The sequence below is a fragment of the Pseudomonas sp. T1.Ur genome, assembly GCF_023516725.1.
GTDB classification, from domain to species: Bacteria; Pseudomonadota; Gammaproteobacteria; order Pseudomonadales; family Pseudomonadaceae; genus Aquipseudomonas; species Aquipseudomonas alvandae.
Genome location: NZ_JAMGSN010000001.1, coordinates 2,957,694 through 2,982,690, shown reverse-complemented (window position 1 = coordinate 2,982,690; position 24,997 = coordinate 2,957,694). Strand labels below are relative to the sequence as shown.

The 24,997-nt window shown below is 61.5% G+C and carries 17 protein-coding genes; 2 read left to right on the top strand and 15 right to left on the bottom strand.

The window, feature by feature from the left end:
• Nucleotides 1–103 precede the first annotated feature (103 nt).
• The 13 genes from M8Q45_RS13205 to M8Q45_RS13145 all read right to left on the bottom strand — a co-directional run bounded on the left by M8Q45_RS13205 (nt 104) and on the right by M8Q45_RS13145 (nt 16,035).
• Nucleotides 104–1,741 (bottom strand): BatD family protein, encoded by a 1,638-nt coding sequence (locus tag M8Q45_RS13205; RefSeq protein WP_249875120.1) that lies wholly within the window; start codon nt 1,739–1,741, stop codon nt 104–106.
• Nucleotides 1,738–3,471 carry a vWA domain-containing protein gene (locus tag M8Q45_RS13200; RefSeq protein WP_249875119.1) on the bottom strand — a complete coding sequence of 578 codons (1,734 nt, stop codon included), beginning with the start codon at nt 3,469–3,471 and terminating at the stop codon, nt 1,738–1,740. Before M8Q45_RS13200 ends, M8Q45_RS13205 begins: the two co-directional genes overlap by 4 nt.
• Complete coding sequence (locus M8Q45_RS13195; protein WP_249875118.1) at nt 3,468–4,547, bottom strand: vWA domain-containing protein; 1,080 nt, start codon at nt 4,545–4,547, stop codon at nt 3,468–3,470. The genes M8Q45_RS13200 and M8Q45_RS13195 overlap by 4 nt, the downstream gene beginning before the upstream one ends.
• Nucleotides 4,540–5,034, bottom strand: coding sequence for a DUF4381 domain-containing protein (locus M8Q45_RS13190; protein WP_249875117.1), 495 nt, complete (start codon nt 5,032–5,034; stop codon nt 4,540–4,542). The genes M8Q45_RS13195 and M8Q45_RS13190 overlap by 8 nt, the downstream gene beginning before the upstream one ends.
• Nucleotides 5,031–5,975, bottom strand: a complete 945-nt coding sequence (locus M8Q45_RS13185; protein WP_249875116.1) for a DUF58 domain-containing protein — start codon at nt 5,973–5,975, stop codon at nt 5,031–5,033. Before M8Q45_RS13185 ends, M8Q45_RS13190 begins: the two co-directional genes overlap by 4 nt.
• 9 nt (nt 5,976–5,984) lie before the next feature.
• Nucleotides 5,985–6,944 (bottom strand): AAA family ATPase, encoded by a 960-nt coding sequence (locus tag M8Q45_RS13180; protein WP_030142594.1) that lies wholly within the window; start codon nt 6,942–6,944, stop codon nt 5,985–5,987.
• Nucleotides 6,945–7,249: 305 nt separating this feature from the next.
• Nucleotides 7,250–8,965: an ATP-binding cassette domain-containing protein gene (locus M8Q45_RS13175; RefSeq protein WP_249875115.1), complete on the bottom strand. Its 1,716-nt coding sequence runs from the start codon at nt 8,963–8,965 to the stop codon at nt 7,250–7,252.
• Nucleotides 8,966–8,993: 28 nt separating this feature from the next.
• The gene (locus tag M8Q45_RS13170; RefSeq protein ID WP_249875114.1) at nt 8,994–10,166 is read right to left on the bottom strand and encodes a YcaO-like family protein; all 1,173 of its coding nucleotides are present in this window, start codon (nt 10,164–10,166) and stop codon (nt 8,994–8,996) included.
• A gap of 556 nt (nt 10,167–10,722) precedes the next feature.
• Nucleotides 10,723–11,700: a 2-hydroxyacid dehydrogenase gene (locus M8Q45_RS13165; RefSeq protein WP_249875113.1), complete on the bottom strand. Its 978-nt coding sequence runs from the start codon at nt 11,698–11,700 to the stop codon at nt 10,723–10,725.
• Between the two features lie 13 nt (nt 11,701–11,713).
• Nucleotides 11,714–13,012, bottom strand: a complete 1,299-nt coding sequence (locus tag M8Q45_RS13160; RefSeq protein WP_249875112.1) for an MFS transporter — start codon at nt 13,010–13,012, stop codon at nt 11,714–11,716.
• A gap of 86 nt (nt 13,013–13,098) precedes the next feature.
• On the bottom strand, nt 13,099–14,079 hold the full coding sequence (locus M8Q45_RS13155) for a sugar kinase (protein ID WP_249875111.1): 981 nt from the start codon (nt 14,077–14,079) through the stop codon (nt 13,099–13,101).
• Complete coding sequence (locus M8Q45_RS13150; RefSeq protein WP_249875110.1) at nt 14,072–14,854, bottom strand: sugar phosphate isomerase/epimerase family protein; 783 nt, start codon at nt 14,852–14,854, stop codon at nt 14,072–14,074. Before M8Q45_RS13150 ends, M8Q45_RS13155 begins: the two co-directional genes overlap by 8 nt.
• A gap of 155 nt (nt 14,855–15,009) precedes the next feature.
• A complete protein-coding gene (locus M8Q45_RS13145; RefSeq protein WP_349654624.1) occupies nt 15,010–16,035 on the bottom strand; it encodes a LacI family DNA-binding transcriptional regulator in 1,026 nt (341 codons plus the stop codon).
• 243 nt (nt 16,036–16,278) lie between these two features.
• Here M8Q45_RS13145 and M8Q45_RS13140 point away from each other — a divergent pair, with 243 nt between their 5' ends.
• Nucleotides 16,279–18,432, top strand: coding sequence for a WG repeat-containing protein (locus tag M8Q45_RS13140; RefSeq protein ID WP_249875109.1), 2,154 nt, complete (start codon nt 16,279–16,281; stop codon nt 18,430–18,432).
• Nucleotides 18,433–18,674: 242 nt separating this feature from the next.
• Here M8Q45_RS13140 and M8Q45_RS13135 read toward each other — a convergent pair whose 3' ends face one another.
• Nucleotides 18,675–19,028: a hypothetical protein gene (locus M8Q45_RS13135; RefSeq protein ID WP_249875108.1), complete on the bottom strand. Its 354-nt coding sequence runs from the start codon at nt 19,026–19,028 to the stop codon at nt 18,675–18,677.
• Between the two features lie 431 nt (nt 19,029–19,459).
• Here M8Q45_RS13135 and M8Q45_RS13130 point away from each other — a divergent pair, with 431 nt between their 5' ends.
• Nucleotides 19,460–24,328 carry an NAD-glutamate dehydrogenase gene (locus tag M8Q45_RS13130; RefSeq protein WP_249875107.1) on the top strand — a complete coding sequence of 1,623 codons (4,869 nt, stop codon included), beginning with the start codon at nt 19,460–19,462 and terminating at the stop codon, nt 24,326–24,328.
• Nucleotides 24,329–24,575: 247 nt separating this feature from the next.
• Here the strand turns inward: M8Q45_RS13130 and M8Q45_RS13125 are convergent, their stop codons facing one another.
• Nucleotides 24,576–24,911 (bottom strand): hypothetical protein, encoded by a 336-nt coding sequence (locus tag M8Q45_RS13125; RefSeq protein WP_249875106.1) that lies wholly within the window; start codon nt 24,909–24,911, stop codon nt 24,576–24,578.
• Nucleotides 24,912–24,997 lie beyond the last annotated feature (86 nt).

The window sequence follows — 24,997 nt, the reverse complement described above, 5'->3', positions numbered from 1 at the left end:
GAAGAGAGGCGGCGCAAAAATGCAGAGTTTACTGGGAAACGGAGGGTAGGGGCTGCTCAACTTTGTCGGGACCTGCAATGCAACCCAGCGGGAGCTGGAGCCCTTATTTGGGATAAAGCGGCGGCAGGCTGGAATCGCTGGCAGCGTCCGGCGCCCCCTCGAGCGGCGGAATGGTGCGGATGGCCCGCCATAAATCCTCGCCTTGCCAGTGCTGGCCGGTTTCGCTGTAGAGGGCGCCGTTCAAGCCGTCGAGGGCATCGGACAACGGCACGAAACGCGCGGCCATGTCGGCGAGGGTCTCCGGCTGCTGCCGGGCCCAGGCGTCCAGTGCCTGGCGAGTGGCGTGCGGGTCGTTGGCCAGGCAGGCCCGCTTGAGGTCGTCCAGCAGCGTACGCGGGCTGGGCCCGGCCTGGGTCGAGCGCAGCACTGCCGGTTGCCATCGGGCACGCCACCACAGGCCGAAACCGAGCAGTGTCGTACCGGCGAGGAGGAGCGTGCTCAATTGCCAGTACCACAGCGCCTCGCTGTCAACGGTCGTGACGATCTGGGTCGTGCCCGCCGGGGTGTCGACCATCAGGCTCGGGTTGTTCGCCACTTGCAGGGTCCGCGCAGGCAGGCTGGTGCGGTCCAGGTGATCCTCCAGGGTGTTCCACCAGACCACTTCCACCGGCGGCAACTCGATGGTGCCGCTGCGGTTGGGCACCAGGGCTTCGCGGTCTTCACGGCTGCCCACCAGGCCACGTTCGCTGTTGCGGCTGCTGAGCACCGGTTGGTCGGGGTAACGCCGCAGGCCGTTGATTTCGGTTGCTGGCAGCGGCGGCAACTGGGCGCTGGTCAAGCCCTCGGCTTCCAGGGTCAGGCTGCGGGTCAACGAGTCGCCGACCTGGCTGTGGGTCGGCTCCGGGCTCCAGCTTTCGCTCAAGGACAGGCTGCGGGCCGGAAGCCAGGGGAGGTCGGCCGGATAGCTGGCGGGCTTGGGCTTGACGGTCAACATCAATTGCGAGGAGCTCACACGCATCAGCTGGCCGGGCTTGGCCCCCTGCGATGCGGTGCCCTGGGCCACCGGCTCGACCAGCGTGGCGCTGAAGGTCTGGGCCGGGATCGCCAGTTCGCCGCTGCGCTGCGGGTAGATGCCGTAACGCAGTTCGATCACGCCGTGGCGCACGTCGTTGATCACTTTTTCGTAGGTGCGGGATTCGCCCAGTTGCTCGGTGCGGGCATCCGGAATGTGGAGCGGAGTCAGGCTGCTGTCGTCGTACAGCGACACCGAATGGTAGATGCGCAGGGTCAGGATGGCCTGGGCCTGTACGTACACCTCGGCCTGGTCGAGGCTGGCCTCGATGAACACCGGCTCGAGGGTGCCGGAGGCGTTACGGGTTTCGCTCTCGATCACTTGCAAGGTAATCGGCTGGCTGGTCACTTCGCCCAATTGCAGCGCTGGGATGACCACGGTGCCGCTCTGGCGCGGCAGCAGCGTCACGATCCAGCGCGTGGTGGCGCGGTTCTCGCCGTCGAGGGTGGTCAATTGGTTGACCTGGCGGGTGCCCCGGACATCGAACAACGCCTGCAGCGGGCTCAGGTCGGGTTTGCCGAACAGCGTGGCATCGTTGGATTCCAGCGTCAGCTCGACGGTCTCCCCGGAGTTCAACCGGCTGCGATCCACGCTGGCAGTCAACTGCGCGGCCTGGGTCCCGGCGGTCCAGAGCAGCAAGGCGAGGAGGTAGGCGGTGAAGCGGGTCATGGGTGTTTTCCCTGGGCCTGATGGCTTTGCTGTTCATACCAGAATTTTCGTCGAAGCAGTTCGCCCGGGTTGTCCGGGATCTGGCGCAGCCATTGTTCCAGCGCCTGGCGTTGTTCTTCTTCGTTGCGTTGACCCGCGGCCGGGCGAAGCGGCGGGGTGGTGGTCTGCTCGTCGGGCAATTCGCTGCCCGGCACATCCTGGGCGCCGGACGGTGGAGTCTCGGTCGCCTGGGCCTCGTCCGGCGTGGCGGTCGCTTCGGAGGAGGGATGGCCCTGCCCGGACGATTGGCTCGGCCTGTCGGTCTCCTGCGGTTCCTCGGTGGGAGGTGGTTCCGGGTTCTCGGCAGGTTTGGGCGGCTCCGCTGGCGGAGCCTGTTCTTGCAGCACGCTTTCCACCAGGGCCTTGTTGGTCTGCGCCGGGCGCAGGTCCGGTTGCAATTCCAGGGCCTGCTCATAGGCGTCGATCGCGGCGTCCAGCTCGCCGCTGCGGGCCAGGGCGTTACCGCGATTGTAATGGGCGCGGGCGTCGTTGCCTTCGGCAAAGCGCTGGGCGGCTTCGCTGTACCGGCCGGCTTCGTACAGGGCGACCCCTTGCCATTGGCTGTCCTCGAAATGCGCGGCGGCTTCGGCTGGGCGCTTTTGCTTGAGCAGGTGTTGGCCCTGTTGGTCCGGGCGCAACCATAAATCCTCGAACTCGAAGGCATGGCCGGTCTGCGGCAATGCCAACAGCAATGGCAGGCAGAAAAGCCAACCGCGCCGCCCGGCGCACGCTGCCAACAACAACAGCGGCAACAGCAGCCAATAGCCCTGGTCGGCCCAGGTGTCCAGGCGCAGTTTCTGGCCGTCGCTGCGCAGGTGTCGCGGTCCCTCCAGCAGGCCCAGGCCGCGCAGGTCGCGGTCATCCAGGCGTGCCGGACGGTAGCGGCCGTCCAGCTCATTGACGAAGGACTTGAGGCCCGGGCTGTCCAGGCGCGGCACCAGGATCGCGCCCTTGGCATCCTTCAGGTAGCTGCCGTCATCCTGGGCCACTGGTGCGCCTTCCCGGGTACCGATGCCGAGCATCAGCAGGCGCGTGGCGGAGCCGTCCAGGACCTGGCGAATGCCTTGGCGTTCTTCCTCGTTCAGGGAAGAACCGATCAGCAGGATCCGCCCGTGGCCAAGTCCGGCCTGGTCCAGCAGCGCCATGGCCTTGTTGACGGCCAGGTCGGCGCGGTGGCCGGCTTGGGGCATGATCGATGGTTTCAGGGCTTCGAGCAGGTTGGCGCTGGTGGCGAGGTCGTCCGACAGCGGGACCAGGGTGTGCGCACTGCCTGAGTAGACGACGATCGCGGTCTGCGCGTCGCTGCGGCCATGCAGCACGTCCAGCACTTTGCGCCGCGCCTGTTCCAGGCGCGTGGGCGGGACGTCGGTGGCGAGCATTTCCGGGGTCAGTTCGAGGATGACCACCAGCGGATCGGCGGGTTTCTGGCTGGTCTGTTCGACGCGCGTCCAACTGGGGCCGAGCAACGCCAGCACCATCAGCACCCAGCCCAGCCCGAGGGCAATCCAGGGCAGCTTGCTTTCACGACCGCTGCCGCCGCTGAGCAGCACTGCGTGAAAGGCCGCAGGCAGGATCATCTGCCAGCGGCCCACGCGTTTCTGGCGGTGCCACAGTTGCCAAAGCAGCCAACCCAGCAAGGGCAGCAGCAGGATGAAACCGGGGCGCAGCCAATGCGGCCAGAGCGCGATCATCGGCGCCTCCGCAGGCGCAGGCGCTTGAGCCGCTGCCGCCATTCGGACGGTTGTGACGGTTGGAACAATGGCTGGGTGAACAGGCGCTGCAACGGGTTATCCGGCCAGCGTTCCCGGGCCACCAGCAACAGGCTCAGCAGCAGCGCGACAGCCAGCGGCCAATGATAGAGCGCTTGGGCCGGACGGGCCTGGGTCGGCTGTTGGGTCACCGGTTCGAGTCGGTCGAGGGTGGTCTTGATCGTGAGCAACTGTTCACCGTCCTGGGCACGGAAATACTGGCCGCCGGTGACCTGGGCGATTTCCCTGAGGGTCGCTTCGTCGAGATCCAGGCTCGGGTTGACCCCCAAGAAGCCCGCCGTGCCGCTTTGCTCCGGATCGGCGCCTACGCCGATCGTGTAGATTTTCACGCTTTCATCGGCGGCCAGCCGGGCGGCAGTCAGGGGATCGATTTCACCGCCGTTGTTGGCGCCATCCGTGACCAGGATCAGTACGCGGCTCTGGGCCGGACGCTGGCGCAGGCGTTTGAGCGCCAGGCCGATGGCATCGCCGATGGCGGTGTTCTTGCCAGCGATGCCGACGCGCGCCTCGTCGAGCCAGCGCCGCACGGTATGACGGTCGAAGGTCAACGGTGCCTGCAGATACGCCTGACTGCCAAACAGGATCAGGCCGACCCGGTCGCCTTCGCGGCTTTCCAGAAAGTCCCCGAGCATGCGCTGGACCAGCCCCAGGCGGCTGATGTCTTCTTCCTGCCACTGCATGTCAGGAAAATCCATGGACCCGGACACATCCACGGCGACCAGCAAGTCGCGGCCGCTTGCGGCAATCGGCAGCGGCTCGCCCAGCCACTGCGGGCGGGCGGCGGCGATCAACAGCAGCAGCCAGAGCAGGATGAAGGGGGCCTGCTGGCGCCAGGTGGGCAGGTTGGCCCGGGCGCGACGCCCCACGAGTCCTTCGAGGTCTTCAAGGAAACTGACCTTGAGTGCCGCCTCGCCGCTGTCCGCCGCCGGCAATACCAGGCGCATCAACCAGGGCAACGGCAACAGGACAAAGATCCACGGCCAGGCGAATTCAAACATGTTTGCGAATCCAGATCTCGACGGCTTGGGTCAGGCCGGCGATGGCTTTGTCATCGAGTTTGCATTCGGGCTTGTAGGCGCCCTCCACCAGGATCATCCAGCGAGTCAGGCCGGCGGCCGGGCAGCGGTTGTCCAGGAAGGCCAGCCACTTGCGCCCATTGAGGGTGTGGCTCTGGCTGTAGGGATAATGGTTGCGGCACAAACGCTTGAGCAGGCCGTTGAGCTGCTGCAGCCAGGCCCCGGCCGGCGCACCGTCGTAGGGCTTGGGCAGCAGGGCGAGCTCGGCCAACGCCGCCAGGCGGACCGGGTCCAGCGGCTGTTCGGCGCGGGCGGTGTTGCGCTTGACCGGAATGAACCGGCGCAACTGCCATGCACCCATGCCCAGCAGAGGCAGCAATACCAGCAATAGCCACCAGCCCGGCGCGGGCGGCCAGAATCCGATGGGGGGCGGGGCCATGAGCGGTTGCAACTGGTCGAGGCTGCTCATCGGGTTTTCCCCGGCCGCTTGGGGTTCAGGTATTCGCGCAGCTGTTCGACCATGTCGCCCTGGGTGCTCAACGGCAGCATCAGGATCCGCAACTTCTGGGCCAGCATTTCCCAGCGCTCCAGCCTTGCCTCGGCCTGGGCGCGGTAGGCCTGGCGCAATTCGACGTTCAAGGTGTCGAGCTCCAGCTGTTCACCGCGCTGGGCAAAACGCAGCAGTCCGGCGGCGGGCAGGGCGTGGTCCAGCGGGTCGGACAGTGGCAACAGCAACAGGTCGCAATGGCGCGACAGCAAACTCAGTTGCTGTTCCGCGCTGTCGGACAAGGCGCGCTCGTCGCAAATCACGATCGCCAGGCTGCCAGGGCGCAGCACCTCTCGGGCGCGGCGCAAGGCCACGCCGAACGAGTCGCGGTCCGACTCGCCGTCGGTGTGCAGCGATTGATTGACGCGCACCAGGCGGTTGAGCAACTGCAACAGGCTTTGTTTGCTGCGCCGTGGCTTGACTTCGTAGTGAGTGTTATTGCCGAACACCAACCCGCCAACCCGGTCGTTGTGCCCCAGCGCGGCCCAGCCAATAAGGCTCGCGGCCTGGGCGGCGAGCACCGACTTGAAGATCAGCCCAGAACCGAAGAACAGGCGATGGCTCTGCTCGATCATGATGAAGATCGGCCGCTCGCGCTCTTCGTGGAACAGTTTCGTGTGAGGTTCCTGGGTCCGTGCGGTGACGCGCCAGTCGATGGTGCGCACATCGTCGCCGGCCTGGTAGATCCGCACCTGGTCGAAATCCACCCCGCGCCCGCGCAGCTTGGAATGGTGCAGGCCGATCAGCGGGCTGCGCTGGCCGGGCGTGGAAAACAACTGCACTTCACGCACGCGATGGCGCATCTCGATCAGCTCCGAAAGGCTGACGCGGATGCCCGGGACGGGCGCGAGTGGGTTATTCATGATGGATACTCAAGCGACGGCGACGACGTCGAGAATTCGCTGCACGACCCGGTCCTGGTCAATGCCGGCGGCTTCGGCTTCGAACGACAGGATGATGCGATGGCGCAGTACATCGAACAGCACGGCCTGGATATCTTCCGGGCTGACGAAATCGCGCCCGGCCAGCCAGGCGTGGGCGCGGGCGCAGCGATCCAGGGCAATCGAGCCCCGTGGGCTGGCGCCATAGGCAATCCACTCGGCCATCTCCGGATCGAACTTGGCCGGGTTGCGAGTGGCCATGATCAGTTGCACCAGGTATTCCTCCACGGCGTCGGCCATGTACAACCCGAGGATTTCCTTGCGCGCGGCAAAAATCGCCTGCTGGCTGACACGACGCTCGGGCTTGGTTTCCCCATTCAGCGCTTCACCCCGGGCCTGTTGCAGGATTCGGCGCTCCACCGCGGCGTCCGGGAAGCCAATCTTGACGTGCATGAGGAATCGGTCGAGCTGGGCTTCGGGCAATGGATAGGTGCCTTCCTGCTCGATCGGGTTCTGCGTGGCCATCACCAGGAACAGCGGCGACAGTTCATAAGTGCTGCGCCCGACGCTGACCTGCCGCTCGGCCATGGCTTCGAGCAAGGCCGACTGGACCTTGGCCGGAGCCCGGTTGATTTCGTCCGCCAGCACCAGGTTGTGGAAGATCGGCCCCTGCTGGAACACGAAACTGCCGGTTTCCGGACGATAGATCTCGGTGCCGGTGATGTCGGCCGGCAATAGGTCGGGTGTGAACTGAATGCGATGGAACTGCGCTTCGATGCCCTCGGCCAGCTCCTTGATCGCCTTGGTCTTGGCCAGGCCCGGCGCACCTTCCACCAGCATATGCCCGTCGGCGAGCAGGGCGATGAGCAGGCGCTCGATGAGTTTTTCCTGGCCGAGAATCTGCGTTGAAAGAAAGGTTCGCAGCGCCAGCAGCGCTTCACGATGTTCCATCGGTGACTGTTCCTGGAAAGGGTGGCCCAGGCGTTCGGATAACGCCGGGGCTGGGGGCGTTACTTTAATGCATGGCGGGGGGTGGCGACTAACGGGATTTTGATGGGTGTGCGGATTTGTGATCGGCTTGGATCTGTGGAAGCGGGCTTGCTCGCGAAGGCGGTGTGTCAATCGACGAAAATGTTGCCTGACACTACGCCTTCGCGAGCAAGCTCGCTCCCACAGGGGATTGGCGGTGAACACCTGAGATCAGTGTGGCAGCCTGCTCGCGATTACCGGAGTAGATCCGGCACTTCATGCTCTCGCTAGTTTTGCATCCGAATCTCATCCACCAGCAGCTTGATTGCTGGCCTGTCGATAAGATCCAACCAGGGACCATCCTCCACGATTGCCCCGTCATGCATCACAATGACCCGGTCAAACCGATGCAGGTGGTCAATGTCATGGGTGACACATATCAACCCCTGCCCGGCAAAAACGTCGAATAACAGGTCCCATAGCGGCGTGGTTAGCCTAGGTTCGATGGATGCGCTTGGCTCGTCGAACATATTGAATTTTCCGGGTTTGTTGATAAGGCGCAGCAGTGATAGGCGTTTGGCTTCACCTCCGGAGATATTCGATGCATTTTCGCTGACCTGCCGTGTTGTCACGATTTCATCCAGTTCCAATTGCCGTATGGCTCTAGACAAAATCGGCGATGCGCTGCCTCCGAACAGAACCGATTGTTCAAAAGAACCTTCCAGAAATCGCGGTTGTTGAGGGCAGTATCTCAAGGCGTCCAAGTGGGCTTGGCCGGTCAGAAGTGAGACCGGTACCGAGTCGATGCTCAGTAGGTCTCGCTTTGATGCATCAAGCCCGGCGAGGACTTCCAGAAAAGTGGTTTTGCCTGCGCCGCTAGGGCCCGTAACGGCCACTGACTGCCCTTGAGCAAATGCCAGGGAGCGCTTGATCGACAGGCGAAGCGGTCCTGTTCCAGCCACTTCGCAGGGTCCGAGTTCCAGAACTGAGGAGCGCTGGGAATCAACCAAGGCCAGCCGATTGCTGCGATCGAAGTCCGGAAGTGATAGCAGGCCCTGGAATTGACGCTGGTCTGCAAGGAACTGATCAAGAACACGGTACCCTTCGGTCAAGGTTGAAATACTGAGCAAATAACTCCCCGCGATTGAAAAAATGGCAACCAACTGGCCGACACTGATACTGGGCTGACCCGAAAGCTGGTCCACGACGCCCCAGTAGAGCAATCCCCCAGTGGAAAGGCTTACGAACAATATCTTGGCGGTGCTCAGCAGGCCGCCAGAGGATGCCGTAGTCACAGCAGCGCTGGCATAACGTCTGAACGCCGCGTTCAACGGGGGCAGGGCAGTAGGTATGGCATTTTCCAGTTTTATGTTTCTCCCCGCGTTGAGGGTGTTGTAAAGGTGGGCACTTAACTCATCTTCCTGTTCATTGACTGCATCGATGTGCTTTCTGCGCCATTTGATAATTCGATGGGTGGCAGCCAGATAGATAACGCCGAACGCCGTCATGCTCAAAAAAATTTCACCGCCCCCTATGTGAATAAAAGCCCCTCCAACAACTATGAATTCCAGGAGTACGGGAAGCGCAATGGTTGTCATGAAAGTGAGTAGTTGTTCGTGCGCAGTAATTCCGCGCTCGACCGATTTGATGAAGTGACCGATTCTCCAAGAGTTGAATAACGAAAATTCTTTGCCTATGAGTTCGGTGATCCATTCAATGGAAGCGTTCATGATAATGCTCTGTACCAGCTTGGACAGCGCACGGAACTGCAGGGGCGTGATGATGGCATGAATACATCCCGCGATAATCAGGCCTGTCGTCAGTGCAAGTAGAATGCTCGATGCTGGATTGCTGTTGTCTTGCAGGGTGTCGATAATGGTTCCGAGTAACAGCGGGGGAGCCAGTGTGATGAGCTTGAGTGCGATGATTGTGATTATGGTTATTGCTAGAAGTTTGGCGTGTTTTTTATAGGCGGTTTTTATCATTGCTCGGATGCTGTGCATGTACTCGCTCCTGGTTTTTTTCGATGATTCAACCGCGTAACACATACTGAGGCACCACCAAGCGACCGTTTCTAATAATGTTGAAGCGCTCAAGTCCTGGAATATAAATCTGGGTGACGATGCTGTTGCCCGAGAAACGGGCTACCGTTCGGTAGAATATTTTCATCCCTTTAATTGATAGGTTTTTTTGCAGTGCCTCTAATTGTTTGGAGACCGTCATGGGTTCGATGTGTACAGGCGTGTATATGACAGGGAATGTTGTTTTTATGATGGGTGCGAAGTCAATCAGGTTTTTTAGGTGTCTTGATTTAGATAATAAATCAAAGGTTTCTCTATCTATAGATTCTTCAGCGGCATCATATAAATCCTCGGACTGGAACTGTTCAGTAATTGCCCTTTGGATTGCAGTGTGGATTTCAAGCGAACATCCGGAGCCAATGGGTGAAAGATGGTGAGCTCCAGGGCCCGCTTTGGGAAATGCCACTGCAAAATAAACCGACAGCACGTCCTTGATGATGATCACTTGCAGTCTGTCCGCTGACGCCAAGGCAGCGGGGTGGCTCGTCAGTGCAGTTTCAAGCAACGCGGTAGAAGGTGTATACAGGTCCATTGCCGGACCGAGGCCACAGACAGCCATGTAGAAAAGAGACAGGATATGCCTCTCGATTGTTTCGTTGGCACCATGTAATAGTGCTTCGTTCTCTGTGCAACCAAAAGCAATTCCTGAGTTTGATGAGTAGCGAGATAGAAAACGCAGTGCGGAATTCGAATCTCCGTGGATGTTTTTCTTTGTTTCAGGGCATAAAAGGATGCACGGCGCGAATAGCTCTTCATTGTTGCTGAGCGAGGTAAGCCTAAAGCATTCGATTAAATTTTCGGTGTGAGGCAGGCTGGTAAAAATCCCGTCTTCTGTAACTGCTTTTTGGGTAGCTATTTTGTTGGATCGGTATCGTATGGGAGTGTCAGCAAGAGGCTGGAACGTGCTGAAGTGTTCAATGCTTTCAGCCAGGGCGCCTATTAGCGAGTCTGGTCCCTTGCCTGCTCCCGATTCAACGAGGTTGTCGTTGTCATCAAACAGTTCGGCCGTTGCTACTAGCTTGGATGGTGTCGTATAGCGTGTTACTGCACTTAGGCCCAGAGTATGGAGCGTGGACATGATATTGAATAGCGCTTCGGTGGGTGATAGTTCTCGTTCGGACATATGAATCTCCATCAAGGGATGCCGAAAGGAGATCCTTTCGGCATCTGTTCGCCGATATTTAATCGGTCACTGGCTTAATTGGTCAGTGATGCGAAAAAATCGGCTTCCGTCGCGAGGAGATCTTTAGAAAGGCCTAATGCCTGCGGCAGCCCGAAGAAGGTGTGATTTATTTCAGAGCGTTTCCTACCCATGTCGATTTACTCCAACGTAGTTAATGGACATCGCGATGCGAGCGTCCAACTTGCGTTTGTTCGCAAGTGATTAATTAATAGCATTGGCGTGAGGTGAGGGCTATTGCCCGACTTCCGAGGCTGACGTAGGTTTGTTCTTGCCGTTGAGTAGGAGGGGGATGTAGGAATGTCGCTGCTTTGTTGGAAGTCTGGTTTCTCTCTGCTGTATTCGCCGTTTGGGATGTTTAAGAAAGGAGCAAAAGAAATCTGGCAACGGTGTTCTAGGTCGAGAGTGCCCGGAAAGGCTGGGTTGCGTGCACATCTAACTGAATACAGTTGCCACCGCGATCTTGCTTGCGATGGCACATTTGAAGGCGGCGAATACGTCAGCGCTTCAGCGCCCCCGCATTCACCAGATTCATCGGCCGCTCACCCGCCAACACCGCCAGCAGGTTCTCCACGGCACAACGCGCCATCGCCTCCCGGGTCTCGTGGGTCGCCGAACCGATGTGTGGCGTCGCCACTACGTTTTCCATCCGCAGCAGCGGCGAATCCGGGTCGAGGGGCTCGCGCTCGAAAACGTCCAGCCCGGCGCCACGGATCTGCCCGTTGCGCAGGGCGTCGATCATTGCCGTTTCGTCCACGACCTTGCCCCGGGAGATATTGATGAAGATGCTTTCAGGGCGCATTTGCGCGAACGCCCGCGCATCGATCAGGCCTTCGGTCTCGGCGGTCAAGGGCAAGGTCAGGCAAATGAAATCCGCTTGTTGCAACAGCGTGTCGAGATCGCAATAGCGCGCCCCGAAACGCTGCTCCACTGCAGGCTTGGGCGAATGACTGTGATAGAGCACCGGCATGCCGAAGCCGAAGTGTCCGCGTTGGGCCAAGGCTTCACCGATGCGGCCCATGCCGACAATGCCCAGTGTCTTGCCATGGACGTCGCTGCCGAAATGCCGCGGGCCGATGCTTTGTTGCCAGCCGCCTGCGCGAACCAGGTTGGCCAGTTCCACCACGCGTCGCGCCGTTGCCAGGATCAAGGCGAACCCGGTGTCGGCGGTGGTCTCGGTCAGCACATCCGGCGTGTTGGTGAGCAGGATCCGGCGTTCGGTCAGGTAGTCGATATCGTAATTGTCGACGCCCACCGAAACGCTGGCGATCGCCTCGAGGTGCGGTGCCAGGTCCAGCAGCGCCGCATCGAGCTTGAGGCTCGCGCCCAGCAGGGCATGGGCGCTGGGCAGGGCGTCGCGCAGTTGCGCCAGGCCCTGGGTGTCGAGGCGTTCGATGAGGGTGACTTGGGCCTGGGCCTGCAGGCGTTCCATCAGTTGCGCTGAGAGTTTCTTGTACAACACCACGTGCTTTTTCATGGGATTTCTCGATTCAGGAACGGGCAGGCGCCGGCTGCGGCGTCACGGTTTTGGATACGATCCGATCGCTGGCGCCGGGCTTGAGGGCGAGGGTCAGGACCACCGACAGCAGCAAGGCGCCGCTCATCAGCAGGAAGGACATGCCGGTGGAGCCAGTGGAGCCGTTGAGGTAGCCCACCAGGTACGAGCCGCCGAATGAACCCAGCGCGCCCATGCTGTTGATCAGCGCCATGGCGCCACCGGCGACGTTGGCCGGGAGGATCTCCGGAACGATGGCGAAAAACGGACCGTAGGGCGCATACATGCAGGCGCCGGCGATCACCAGCAAGGCATAGGACCACCAGAAATGCTCAGCCCCGAGCAGGTAGGACGCGTAGAACGCGATGGAGGCGACCAGCAGCGGCGGCCAGACGAAACGCTTGCGCTTTTGCACTTTGTCGGACGCCCAGGACACGATCAGCATGGCGACCACCGCCGCCAGATAAGGCAGCGATGACAGCCACCCGGCTTCGACCATGCTCATCTTCAAGCCAGCCTTGAGGATCGACGGCAACCAGAGCACAAATCCGTAGACGCCGATGCTCCAGCAGAAGAATTGCAAGGCAAGGATGATCACTTTGGGTGAGCGGAAGGCCTCGGCATAGTTCTTGACTGCCTTGATGCCCACCTGCTCGGCGGCCAGGGCGCTTTCCAGGTCTTGTTTTTCCTGGTCGCTGAGCCACTTGGCCTGGGCCGGGCGATCATCGGCCAGGCGCCACCAGACGAAGGCCCAGAGGACCGCCGGCAGGCCTTCGATGATGAACATCCAGCGCCAGTCGAATTGCTGCACCAGATAGCCCGAGACCACCGACATCCACAGCATGGTTACCGGGTTGCCGAGGATCAGGAAGGTGTTGGCGCGCGAGCGTTCGGCCCGGGTGAACCAATGACACAAATAGACCAGCATCGCCGGCATGACGGCGGCTTCCACCACGCCGAGCATGAAGCGGATCACGATCAGCCAATACGCGTTGGAGACCACGCCAGTGAGGGTCGCCAGCGAGCCCCAGAGGATCAGGCTGACGAAGATCAGCTTCTTCACGCTGTGCTTCTGCGCGTAGATCGCCCCGGGCACCTGGAAGAAAAAGTAGCCCAGGAAAAACAGCGCGCCGAGCAGCGATGACAGCCCTGGGGTAATCATCAAGTCCTCGGCCATGCCCGACGCGGCGGCAAAGCCATAGTTGGCCCGGTCGAGGTAGGCCAGGCTGTAGGTGATGAAGACGATGGGCATGATGTACCACCAGCGGCGGGTGGCAAGGTTGAGCGTTTGCATGTCGTTGACTCCTGAGCTTGTTGTTTTTGTTCAGCAGGTGCGTTTTGCGGTGGCTTCAATCGCGAGCAAGCTCGCTCCCACAGGGTTTAGCGTTGGCCCGTGTGGGAGCGAGCCTGCTCGCGAATAGCGGTTTCAAATTCAGCCGACCATTCATCGCGCGTCGGCAATCCTTCCATGTCCCCACGGCTCTGCACCGCGCGGCTACCGATCCAGTTCGCGCGGCGGACTGCCTCGGTGATGTCGCGGCCTTCGAGCAGTGCGCTGATCAGGCCGACGGCGAAGCCATCCCCGGCGCCCACGGTGTCCACCACCCGGGCCACGGGCACGCCGGCAATGAATCCCTGGTCGAGCGCGGTGCGGTAATAAGCGCCGTCCGGGCCGAGCTTGATCACCACGGCTTCGGCGCCCAGGTCCAGGTAGAACGCGGCGATGTCGGCGGGATCGTCAAAGCCGGTCAGCAACCGACCTTCGCCGAGGCCCGGCAAGACCCAATGGGCGAGGGCGGCGTGGCGATTGATCTCGCGGATCATCGTCGCTTCGTTCGACCACAGGCTCGGGCGCAGGTTGGGGTCGAACGACAGGCTGCGGCCGGCCTCGCGCATGCGGGTCATCAATTCGAAGGACATTGCCCGTGCAGTCACCGACAGCGCTGGCACGATGCCGGTGGCATGCAAGTGACGGGCGGCGAGCAAGGGCGGCGCGATGGAATCGACGGACAAGTGACTGGCGGCTGAGCCCCGTCGGAAATATTCGACTTGCGGGTCGCTGCCATCGTCGGTGCGGGACTTGAGCTGGAAGCCGGTGGGGTGCGCCGGATCGACGGCCACGTAGCGACAATCCAGGCCTTCCTTTTCCAGCGTCTGCACCACGAAGCGTCCCAGGGAGTCGGCGCCGACCCGGCTGAGCCAGGCCACTTGGAAACCCAGTCGCGACAAGCCGATGGCCACGTTACTGTCGGCCCCGGCGATGCGCTTGTGAAACTGGTTGACGGCGGCCAGGTCGCCGGTTTCGTCGGCCACCAGCATCGCCATGGTTTCACCGAACGACAGCACATCGAATTCAGGCATGGGCAGCCTCCCGGCGCGATTGCCCGAGGCGGGACAGGATGGCGACATGTTCTGCGGTCAGTTGCAGCAGGTCGTCGCCCTGCAACGGGTATTCGGCGGCGCGCATCACGCCGACCGGCATGTGCTTGAGCAATTGTTCCCACAGGTGCAGGTCAGCCTGGCCTGGCGGTACGGCAACGAGCTTGCCATCGGGACGCCGGGCCACCGCCTTGCAATGCACGTAGGCGACATATCGTCCAAGTTGCCGGGCCGCCACCGTGGCCGATTGGTCCTGCCATTGCCAGTTGCCGATGTCGAAGGTCATGGCGATGGGCAACCCCTGTGCTTCGACGGCAGCGAAGAAGCGTTGCAGCGGTTCGATCCGTCCGCCCTGCAGGGTCTGGTCGTTTTCCACGAGCAGTTGCACCGGGGTTGTCGCAAGGATGTCCGCCAAGGCCGACAAGTCGTGGGAGTCGGTGAAATGACCGAGGGAAACCTTCAGCCATGCCGAACCGAACGCCTCGCCACGTTGCAGGGCGGTCGCGAGGGCGGGATTGGGCCTGGGCTGGCCGGGGAGCCAGAGTTCCAGAGGCGAAGAGTAGATGCTTTGCAATCCATGGGCGCGAGCGCCAGCGGCCAATTCGGCGGGTTGTTCGAAGGTCAGCAACTCTTCGCGCCATTCGATGCGCGAGGCGCCTGCGGCGGCCAGCAGGTCGATGAAGCGGCCTTGGCCGCATTGGCGCACCAGGTCGGCGCCGTAGCTGGAGAGGCTGATGGAAACGGCTGGTTTGTTCATTGTTGTTGCACCTCTGAAACCGGTTTCAGTTTTGGTCAAAAAAATTTAGGTGGTGTGCTGGAGGGCCCTATCGCGAGCAAGCTCGCTCCCACAGGCCCGCGCAACACTGAAAGTCCCTTGTGGGAGCGAGCTTGCTCGCGATAGGGCTCTCACCATCACCGAACATTCCCAAGCGTCGACCCACGCTCAATCAACCGCGCGGCAAAATCCAGCGTCTGCACCGGCCCGTTGTCACCCCGCAAACGCTTGAGCAGGCATTCGAAAGCGCTGGCGCCGATTTCCGCGGTGGGCTGGGCCAGGGCCGTGATGCCGCTGCCCACCAGTGGGTACCAGTCCAGGTCGTCGAGGGCGATCAGGCCGATGTCGTCGAACAAGTGGCAACCGAGTTCGCGCAGTACCTGGATGGTGGCCAGCGCGGCGATGCCGTTGGCGCAGAACAGCGCCTTGGGACCATGGTCCGGCTCGGCGAGAAAGGTCTTGATGCGCGGCCGCAACTGATCGCCGGTTTCCACCACGGCGCCGGCCAGGGCAGGGCGCCGTTCGATGCTGGCCTTGAAGCGCTCGACCCGTTCGATCCGCGAACTGGTGCCATCGAACGGTTCGGTCACCAGCAGCAAATTGCGGTAGCCACGCTGTTCGAGGTGATCGAGGGCCATCTCGACGGCGGCCGGATTGTCCAGCCCGACCAGGTCGGTTTCGAGTCGATCGACCTTGCGATCCACCAGCACCATGGGCATCTCGCTGCGCAGTTCGACCAGCTCATCGCGGTGATGACCCAGCGTGTTCACGATCAGCCCTTCGATGTTGTAGGCGCGCAGGAGGGCCAGGTGCTGGCGCTCCTGTTCGTCGTCGCGGTCGGTGTTGCACACCACCAGGCTGTAGCCATGACGACGGCAGGCGGTTTCCACGCCATGCATCACGGCAATCGAATAAGGGTTGCGGATATCGGCCACCAGCATGCCGATCAGGCGCGTACGCCCGCGCTTGAGGCCACGGGCCATCTGGTTTGGCCGATAGCCCAGCTCGCTGATCGCCTGCTCGATGCGCCGGGCGATGGCTTCGGAAAGCAGGGCGCGGTCCTCGCCGATGAAACGCGAGACGCTGGCCTTGGAGACCCCGGCGCGTTCGGCGACATCGAGCATGGTCACGCGGCTGCGCTGGGCGGCGGAGAAAGAATTCACGGATTGAAACCTGTTTTTTGGATTTATTGAGGTTCTGAAACCGGTTTCAGGAAACACCAGAATTCGTTCGATCGTCAAGGGCGATGTATCAGGGGGGCGACCGACGGTGCTTCGCTTCACTTGGGCAGCGGCGACAATCCAGGCAGGCCTTGCGCAGAACCGCGCCAGCCAGGCGATTTGCAGCACGCCAGGCCGTGTGGTTAGCTGCCTGCCTTTCCCAGCCCTTTGACTGCCGAAGCCACCATGAACTTTACCCAGCCTCGTTTGAGATTGCTGTCGATACTGAGTGCGGCCCTGCTGGTGGTGGGCTGTGCCGCCTACTACGTGTTTAGCCACAGCGGTGCGCCGGCTGATGAAGGTTTCGGCGCCGAAGAGCTGAACGAAGGGGGCATCGAGGACGTTGGCGCCCTGGCTCCGCCAGAGGTGGAGAAGCGCCTTAATTACTTGATCCAGGACACCGGCGAAACCCTCCGGTCCTTGGCGCGTGTCAGTGAGGCGCAACTGAGCCTGACTGTCGAAACGACCGAGACGGGTGATGGGCAGCCGTTGCAATACGAGTCGCTGTTTGTCCCGTTCACCAGCGCGCAACTGAAGGCTGCGTTGGCCTCGGTCCAGGGCCTGCGTTTTACCCAGAGGTTGTATGCCGATGGCTCGGAAGTGAGGCTCGATACCGGGAGCCTCGATTCGCTCTGGAAACGCGCCGCCACGCCGGATGAGCCAACTGCCGAGCAGTACCTGCCGCAGCGCCTGCGTTTTCGCGATGGCAGCGAACAAACCTTCGCCGATCTCAAGGCATCGCCCAAGATTGAGGCCGACGACACTCTTGCCTCCGATGATGCTTTCGAACTTTCGGTGAACAAACCGCTGGCGAGTGTAGGCCTGACGGTCGTTTACCGCAGCTATCCGGCGTTCAGGAAAGTGGTGTTGGACAAGGATCATCCGAACGTGACCCTGGACGACGGCCAGTCCTTTCGGCTTACCGCCCTGGGTAATGACAGCGCGTCGGTGCGCCTGAGTACGCCGAAAATGTCGACCCTTGTGGTGCAAGGGCTGGACGAAGCGGGCAGGGCGCTCTACAGCAACGGTCACAATTCCTGGGCGTTTCCCTCCGATGGCGATATCGCGGCGTTGCACGACTATTACAACGCGTTGTTGCAGACCAAGGATGATCTCAAGCAGCTCAAGACCGGCCAGGCGGTGCAGCAGCGGTTGGAGCGCCTGAGCGAGGCGCTGGCCGCGCAGGCGGGGCCATTGAAAAACACCGAGCTCGACTATCAATTCGAGGCCACCCCGCAACGCATCGTCATCCATGTACTCGATCCGATGGAAGACAACACCATTGCGTTCACCCAGGTCGACAATGTCCTGGCAGGACAAACGCGTTACATCGCCCTGGACCGGAACGCCGGGCGCTACGGCTTCATTGATCAGGCCGGGCAGTGGCTCATCAAGCCGCGTTGGGTGCAAGTGCAAGACAGCCTGATGGCTGACGCCTACACTTTGTTTTCCGAGGAGAAATCCAGCGGCCCGGAGGCGGATGGACCGGCGTTGCGCAGCCAGTTCGCCTATTTCCCCGCCGGTAGCAACAAGCTCGTGGACCTGCCATTTGAATACATCACCGAAGCGTTGAGCAACGGCCTGTTGTTGGTCGAACGTGAAACCAATGGCCCTTATGGGCTCTACGATGCCAGGAATCATCGTTTCGTATTGCCGATGAAATTCGTCAACCCTACCGTGACCGACAATCTGTTCATCGCCCGTCTCGGCACGCGAACCGATCTCATGGAAGGTCTGTACGGTGCCTACGGCCTGGACGGCAAGATAATCCTGCCGACGCAGTTCTCCGGCATCGAGCACAGCGAGGGGCTGCTATATGCGAGCTCCGCCGACCGGAGTCGCCAGGACGTTTTCGATCTGGCGGGTAAACGGATCAATCCGCAAGGCTACAACGTGATCGGTCGGTTTGTGGGCCAGCAACCGTTGCTGGTGCAGGACACCAAAAGCAGCAAATTCGCCTTTATCGATCGCCAGGGCGAGCGACTAGCCATCAAGTTGCCGTATGACGAGGTGGAGCCGTTTTCCAACGGCATGGCGGTGGTCGGACGTGATGGCAGCTACGGTGCCATCGATCTGGCGGGCACGTTGCGGGTCCCGCTGGATTACAGTCGGATCAATGCGTTCCAGACGCGTTACGCAGCGGCCATCCGGGCCGGCGGTGGTTCCGGGTTGGTCTTGATCAGCCAGGACAATAAGTTGATCAAAGAACTCGGTTCGTATACGAGCATGGAAGTACCGGAGAACGGCAATGAGGCCCGTTATTACGTGCGGGATCGGAACAATGATGACGAGTACTTGGCCTATGACGCTGATGGCAATCTGGTGCAGAAAAACGAATAACGGCTGATGCGTGGCCCGCTGGCCTGTGGAAACTGTGTAGCGCTGTGTAGGAACTGTGTAGGAGCTGCCGAGCGAAGCGAGGCTGCGATCTTTCCAAGGCACTTAAGTCCCAAGCGAAAAATCAAAAGATCAAAGATCAAAAGATCGCAGCCTCGCTTCGCTCGGCAGCTCCTACGGTCGGGCGGGAGCAAGCTCCCTCGCCACAGGAGGGTGTTCGTCTCTGGAGCCAGGAGCTGGCTTGTTTAGAGCTGGCTTATGTAGGTTCCCGTGCCCCTGAGGATGTTCTGCAAGGTCAGCTCCACTTCCGCCACGTCCGTCACGTCGGGGTTGTAGGTGATTTCCAGCACATCGTCACCATTGAGCGCATCGGCATCTGCCGCGGCGATTTCTATTCTCAGCAGGGTCGGGCCTAGGGTCACCTTGACGCCGTCCAGCGTCGAGGGCTCGCCGTCCAGCGTGATCTCCAGCTCGTCTTCGTCCGGGTAGCGGCTCATCAGGAACATGTCGCCCTGGGCGCTATGGCAACACAGCATGGCCATGTTGTCTTCTTCGTCGTCGCACGGGTTGGCGATCAGCAGGGCGGTGGTCATTTTCATGGGATGGCTCCTGGCTCCGATGAGCCTTGCGCGGGCAAAAGCGGGATTCTGCCAGTCCCGACGATTTTCTGCTGGATTACCACCGCAGGGTGCCGTTTGGCCCTGGGACTGCTAGGGTTGTTCGATGCATGGCGACCAGGGAGCTAGCCGATGACCGAATATGTCGCAGCGCTGCAAGCAGGCAGGTTGTCGCACTCGTTAAGCTGCGCAACGGATGTGCACCTGCAAAGGGCATCGCGGAGTGTTTTTTGCAGGTGGTCATTACTTTGAAATTACCTGCAAAAAGGATGTGACCTGCGGGTCCCGTCCAGCTTCACCCACCTGTCATCCTGTTTCCTCTGCCCGAGAATCAGGAACGGGATGGCCGACGGCCCCGAAAGGGGTTGCACGCGACGCTACCATCAATAACAAGCCCAAGCGGAGTACCACAGATGGCGTTCTTCACCGCAGCCAGCAAAGCCGACTTCCAGCATCAACTGCAAGCGGCACTGGCGCAGCACATCAGTGAACAGGCACTGCCACAAGTGGCGCTGTTCGCTGAACAATTCTTCGGCATCATTTCCCTCGATGAACTCACCCAGCGCCGGTTGTCCGACCTCGCCGGCTGCACCCTGTCCGCCTGGCGCCTGCTTGAGCGCTTTGACCACGCGCAACCGCAGGTGCGTGTCTACAACCCCGATTACGAGCGCCACGGCTGGCAGTCGACCCACACCGCCGTCGAAGTGCTGCACCACGACCTGCCGTTCCTGGTGGATTCGGTCCGCACCGAACTGAACCGTCGCGGCTACAGCATCCATACCCTGCAAACCACCGTCCTGAGCGTGCGTCGCGGCAGCAAGGGCGAGTTGCTGGAAATCCTGCCGAAGGGCACCCAGGGCGACGACGTGCTGCAAGAGTCGTTGATGTACCTGGAGATCGACCGCTGCGCCAACGCCGCCGAACTCAACGTCCTGAGCAAGGAACTTGAGCAAGTGCTGGGCGAAGTGCGCGTCGCCGTCGCCGATTTCGAGCCGATGAAAGCCAAGGTCCAGGAAATCCTCGCGAGCCTGGACAACAGCGCCTACGCCACCGACGCTGACGAAAAAGCCGAAATCAAGAGCTTCCTGGAATGGCTGGTGGGCAACCACTTCACCTTCCTCGGCTATGAAGAGTTCGTGGTTCGCGATGAAGCCGATGGCGGCCACATCGAATACGACCCCGAATCGTTCCTCGGCCTGACCAAATTGCTGCGCGCCGGCCTGACCGCCGAAGACCTGCGCATCGAAGACTACGCCGTCAATTACCTGCGCGAACCGACCGTGTTGTCGTTCGCCAAGGCCGCGCACCCGAGCCGCGTGCACCGTCCGGCCTACCCGGACTACGTGTCGATCCGCGAGATCGACGCCGACGGCAAGGTCATCAAGGAATGCCGCTTCATGGGCCTGTACACCTCCTCGGTGTATGGCGAGAGCGTGCGGGTCATCCCGTACATCCGTCGCAAGGTCGCGGAAATCGAACGTCGTTCGGGCTTCCAGGCCAAGGCGCACCTGGGCAAGGAATTGGCCCAGGTGGTCGAAGTCCTGCCTCGCGACGACTTGTTCCAGACCCCGGTGGACGAGCTGTTCAGCACCGTCATGTCCATCGTGCAGATCCAGGAACGCAACAAGATCCGCGTGTTCCTGCGCAAGGACCCGTACGGTCGCTTCTGCTACTGCCTGGCCTACGTGCCGCGTGATATCTATTCCACCGAAGTGCGTCAGAAGATCCAGCAGGTGCTGATGGAGCGCCTGAAGGCGTCGGATTGCGAGTTCTGGACGTTCTTCTCCGAGTCCGTATTGGCCCGCGTACAACTGATCCTGCGGGTGGATCCGAAGAACCGCATCGACATCGACCCGCTGCTGCTGGAAAAAGAAGTCGTGCAGGCCTGCCGCAGCTGGAAGGACGACTACGCCAGCCTGGTCATCGAGAGCTTTGGCGAAGCCCAGGGCACCAACGTGCTGTCGGACTTCCCGAAAGGCTTCCCGGCCGGCTACCGCGAGCGCTTTGCCGCGCACTCGGCCGTGGTGGACATGCAACACCTGCTGAGCCTGAGCGAAACCAATCCGCTGGTGATGAGCTTCTACCAACCGTTGGGCCAGGTCTCCGGCCAGCGTGAGCTGCACTGCAAGCTGTATCACGCCGACACGCCGCTGGCGCTGTCCGACGTGCTGCCGATCCTGGAAAACCTTGGCCTGCGCGTGCTGGGCGAATTCCCGTACCGCCTGCGCCACACCAATGGCCGCGAGTTCTGGATTCATGATTTCGCGTTCACCGCCGCCGAAGGCCTGGACCTCGACATCCAGCAACTCAACGACACCTTGCAGGACGCGTTCGTCCACATCGTGCGTGGCGATGCCGAGAACGATGCGTTCAACCGCCTGGTGCTGACCGCCGGCCTGCCGTGGCGCGACGTGGCGCTGCTGCGTGCCTACGCTCGCTACCTGAAGCAGATCCGCCTGGGCTTCGACCTCGGCTACATCGCCAGCACCCTGAACAACCACACCGACATCGCTCGCGAGTTGACCCGGTTGTTCAAGACCCGCTTCTACCTGGCGCGCAAGTTGACCGGCGACGACCTGGAAGACAAGCAACTGCGCCTGGAGCAAGCGATCCTCTCGGCCCTCGACGAAGTGCAGGTACTCAACGAAGACCGCATCCTGCGTCGCTACCTTGACCTGATCAAGGCGACCCTGCGGACCAACTTCTACCAGACCGACGCCAACGGCCAGAACAAGGCGTACTTCAGCTTCAAGTTCAACCCGCACTTGATCCCGGAACTGCCGAAGCCGGTGCCGAAGTTCGAGATCTTCGTCTACTCGCCACGTGTCGAAGGCGTGCACCTGCGCTTCGGCAACGTTGCCCGTGGTGGCCTGCGCTGGTCCGACCGTGAAGAAGACTACCGCACCGAAGTGCTCGGCCTGGTAAAAGCCCAGCAAGTGAAGAACTCGGTGATCGTGCCGGTGGGCGCCAAGGGCGGTTTCCTGCCGCGTCGCCTGCCATTGGGCGGCAGCCGGGACGAGATCGCGGCCGAGGGCATCGCCTGCTACCGCATCTTCATCTCGGGCCTGTTGGACATCACCGACAACCTGAAGGACGGCGCGCTGGTGCCGCCGGCCAACGTCGTGCGTCATGACGACGATGACCCGTACCTGGTGGTAGCGGCGGACAAAGGCACCGCGACCTTCTCCGACATCGCCAACGGCATCGCCATCGACTACGGCTTCTGGCTGGGCGATGCGTTCGCCTCCGGCGGTTCGGCCGGTTACGACCACAAGAAAATGGGCATCACCGCCAAGGGCGCGTGGGTTGGCGTGCAGCGCCACTTCCGCGAGCGCGGCATCAATGTCCAGGAAGACAGCATCACCGTGGTGGGCGTCGGCGACATGGCCGGCGACGTGTTCGGCAACGGCTTGTTGATGTCCGACAAGCTGCAACTGGTCGCGGCCTTCAACCACCTGCACATCTTCATCGACCCGAACCCGGAGCCGGCCAGCAGCTTTGCCGAGCGCAAGCGTCTGTTCGACCTGCCGCGTTCGGCCTGGACCGACTACGACACCAGCATCATGTCCGAAGGCGGCGGTATCTTCTCGCGCAGCGCGAAGAGCATCGCGATTTCGCCGCAGATGAAAGAACGCTTCGACATCAAGGCCGACAAGCTGACCCCGACCGAGCTGCTGAACGCCTTGCTCAAGGCGCCGGTGGACCTGTTGTGGAACGGCGGTATCGGTACCTACGTCAAGGCCAGCACCGAAAGCCACGCCGATGTCGGCGACAAGGCCAACGATGCGCTGCGCGTGAACGGCAACGAACTGCGCTGCAAGGTCGTGGGCGAGGGCGGTAACCTGGGCATGACCCAGCTGGGTCGCGTCGAGTTCGGCCTCAACGGCGGCGGCTCCAACACCGACTTCATCGACAACGCCGGTGGCGTGGACTGCTCCGACCACGAAGTAAACATCAAGATCCTGCTCAACGAAGTGGTGCAGGCCGGCGACATGACCGACAAGCAGCGCAACCAGTTGCTGGCGAGCATGACCGACGAAGTCGGTGGCCTGGTGTTGGGCAACAACTACAAGCAGACCCAGGCCCTGTCCCTGGCGGCCCGTCGCGCGTTTGTGCGGATCGCCGAATACAAGCGCCTGATGAACGATCTGGAAGCCCGTGGCAAGCTGGACCGTGCCATCGAGTTCCTGCCGACCGAAGAGCAACTGGCCGAACGTGTCGCGGCGGGCCATGGCCTGACCCGTGCCGAACTGTCGGTGTTGATCTCCTACAGCAAGATCGACCTCAAGGAAGCGCTGCTCAACTCCCTGGTGCCGGACGATGATTACCTGACCCGCGACATGGAGACGGCTTTCCCGCCAACCCTGGTGAGCAAGTTCTCCGAGGCCATGCGTCGCCATCGCCTGAAGCGCGAGATCGTCAGCACCCAGATCGCCAACGACCTGGTCAACCACATGGGCATCACCTTCGTCCAGCGGTTGAAAGAGTCGACCGGCATGAGCCCGGCGAACGTGGCGGGTGCTTATGTGATCGTTCGGGACATCTTCCATCTCCCGCACTGGTTCCGTCAGATTGAAGCCCTGGACCACCAGGTTTCCGCCGACGTGCAACTGGAGCTGATGGACGAGCTGATGCGCCTGGGCCGTCGCGCCACGCGCTGGTTCCTGCGCAGCCGCCGCAACGAGCAGAACGCTGCCCGTGACGTCGCTCACTTCGGTCCGCACCTGGCGGCGTTGGGCCTCAAGCTCGACGAACTGCTGGAAGGTCCGACCCGCGAAGGCTGGCAGACCCGCTACCAGGCCTACGTGGCGGCCGGTGTGCCGGAATTGCTCGCGCGCATGGTTGCAGGCACTACGCACCTGTACACCTTGTTGCCGATCATCGAGGCGTCCGACGTTACCGGCCAGAACGCCGCCGACGTGGCCAAGGCTTACTTCGCCGTGGGCAGCGCCCTGGACATCACCTGGTACCTGCAACAGATCAGCGCACTGCCGGTGGAAAACAACTGGCAGGCCCTGGCCCGTGAAGCGTTCCGCGATGACATCGACTGGCAGCAACGGGCGATCACCATCTCGGTCCTGCAGGAAGGCGACGGTAGCCAGGACGTGGAAACCCGTCTGGCGCTGTGGCTCGAGCAGCATCACGAAATGGTCGAGCGCTGGCGCGCCATGTTGGTGGACATCCGTGCCGCCAGCGGCACCGACTACGCCATGTACGCGGTTGCCAACCGCGAACTGCTGGACCTGGCGTTGAGTGGTCAGGCGGTCGTGACGGCCAACTGATCCAGCGTTGAATGAAAAACCCCGCATTGAGAGATGCGGGGTTTTTTTATGGGCAATGTTTCAGCCTGGGGGGCAGGATGCTCTTGTGGCGAGGGCGCTTGCTCCCGCTGGACTCTGTAGGAGCTGCCGAGTGAAGCGAGGCTGCGATCTTTCCAAAGACGCTTGAATCTCAAGCGAAAGATCGCAGGCTTCGCCAGCTCCTACAGAGTCCAGCGGGAGCAAGCTCCCTCGCCACAAAAAACGGCTATCACACAGTGCTGCGTTCGCGCAGCTCTTGTAACCGATCAGCTCCGCCTTCGGCTACGCGATTCTCGATCAGCCGATCGGAGCCACCTTCAGCCACGCGATTCTCGATCAGGCGATCGGAGCCACCTTCGGCCACGCGATTCTCGATCAGCCGATCGGAGCCACCTTCGGCCACGCGATTCTCGATCAGTCGATCGGAGCCACCTTCAGCCAGTTGATGTGCAGCCTGGTCGTAAGACGACGGTGCGTTTTCCGCCGCCGCGATGTTCGACAGCGTGGCGCCACCTACCAGGGTCAGGGCGATTGCCAGGGTCGAGAGTTTCGAGAAATTGATCATGGTGTTTCTCCTTGCGCTTGTTTGAGTGGGCCAGTGCAGCGGATGTGCTGCTGTCCGGTGAGTGCAGTTAAACGCGCAGGTGTATC

Excerpts from the sequence above, each read along its gene's own strand:
- M8Q45_RS13165 (WP_249875113.1), bottom strand. The coding sequence starts at position 11,700 with ATGAAAAAGCACGTGGTGTTGTACAAGAAACTCTCAGCGCAACTGATG.
- M8Q45_RS13185 (WP_249875116.1), bottom strand. The coding sequence starts at position 5,975 with ATGAATAACCCACTCGCGCCCGTCCCGGGCATCCGCGTCAGCCTTTCG.
- M8Q45_RS13190 (WP_249875117.1), bottom strand. The coding sequence starts at position 5,034 with ATGAGCAGCCTCGACCAGTTGCAACCGCTCATGGCCCCGCCCCCCATC.
- M8Q45_RS13135 (WP_249875108.1), bottom strand. The coding sequence starts at position 19,028 with ATGAAAATGACCACCGCCCTGCTGATCGCCAACCCGTGCGACGACGAA.
- M8Q45_RS13205 (WP_249875120.1), bottom strand. The coding sequence starts at position 1,741 with ATGACCCGCTTCACCGCCTACCTCCTCGCCTTGCTGCTCTGGACCGCC.
- M8Q45_RS13200 (WP_249875119.1), bottom strand. The coding sequence starts at position 3,471 with ATGATCGCGCTCTGGCCGCATTGGCTGCGCCCCGGTTTCATCCTGCTG.
- M8Q45_RS13155 (WP_249875111.1), bottom strand. The coding sequence starts at position 14,079 with ATGCCTGAATTCGATGTGCTGTCGTTCGGTGAAACCATGGCGATGCTG.
- M8Q45_RS13170 (WP_249875114.1), bottom strand. The coding sequence starts at position 10,166 with ATGTCCGAACGAGAACTATCACCCACCGAAGCGCTATTCAATATCATG.
- M8Q45_RS13130 (WP_249875107.1), top strand. The coding sequence starts at position 19,460 with ATGGCGTTCTTCACCGCAGCCAGCAAAGCCGACTTCCAGCATCAACTG.
- M8Q45_RS13150 (WP_249875110.1), bottom strand. The coding sequence starts at position 14,854 with ATGAACAAACCAGCCGTTTCCATCAGCCTCTCCAGCTACGGCGCCGAC.
- M8Q45_RS13195 (WP_249875118.1), bottom strand. The coding sequence starts at position 4,547 with ATGTTTGAATTCGCCTGGCCGTGGATCTTTGTCCTGTTGCCGTTGCCC.
- M8Q45_RS13160 (WP_249875112.1), bottom strand. The coding sequence starts at position 13,012 with ATGCAAACGCTCAACCTTGCCACCCGCCGCTGGTGGTACATCATGCCC.
- M8Q45_RS13140 (WP_249875109.1), top strand. The coding sequence starts at position 16,279 with ATGAACTTTACCCAGCCTCGTTTGAGATTGCTGTCGATACTGAGTGCG.
- M8Q45_RS13180 (WP_030142594.1), bottom strand. The coding sequence starts at position 6,944 with ATGGAACATCGTGAAGCGCTGCTGGCGCTGCGAACCTTTCTTTCAACG.
- M8Q45_RS13125 (WP_249875106.1), bottom strand. The coding sequence starts at position 24,911 with ATGATCAATTTCTCGAAACTCTCGACCCTGGCAATCGCCCTGACCCTG.
- M8Q45_RS13175 (WP_249875115.1), bottom strand. The coding sequence starts at position 8,965 with ATGCACAGCATCCGAGCAATGATAAAAACCGCCTATAAAAAACACGCC.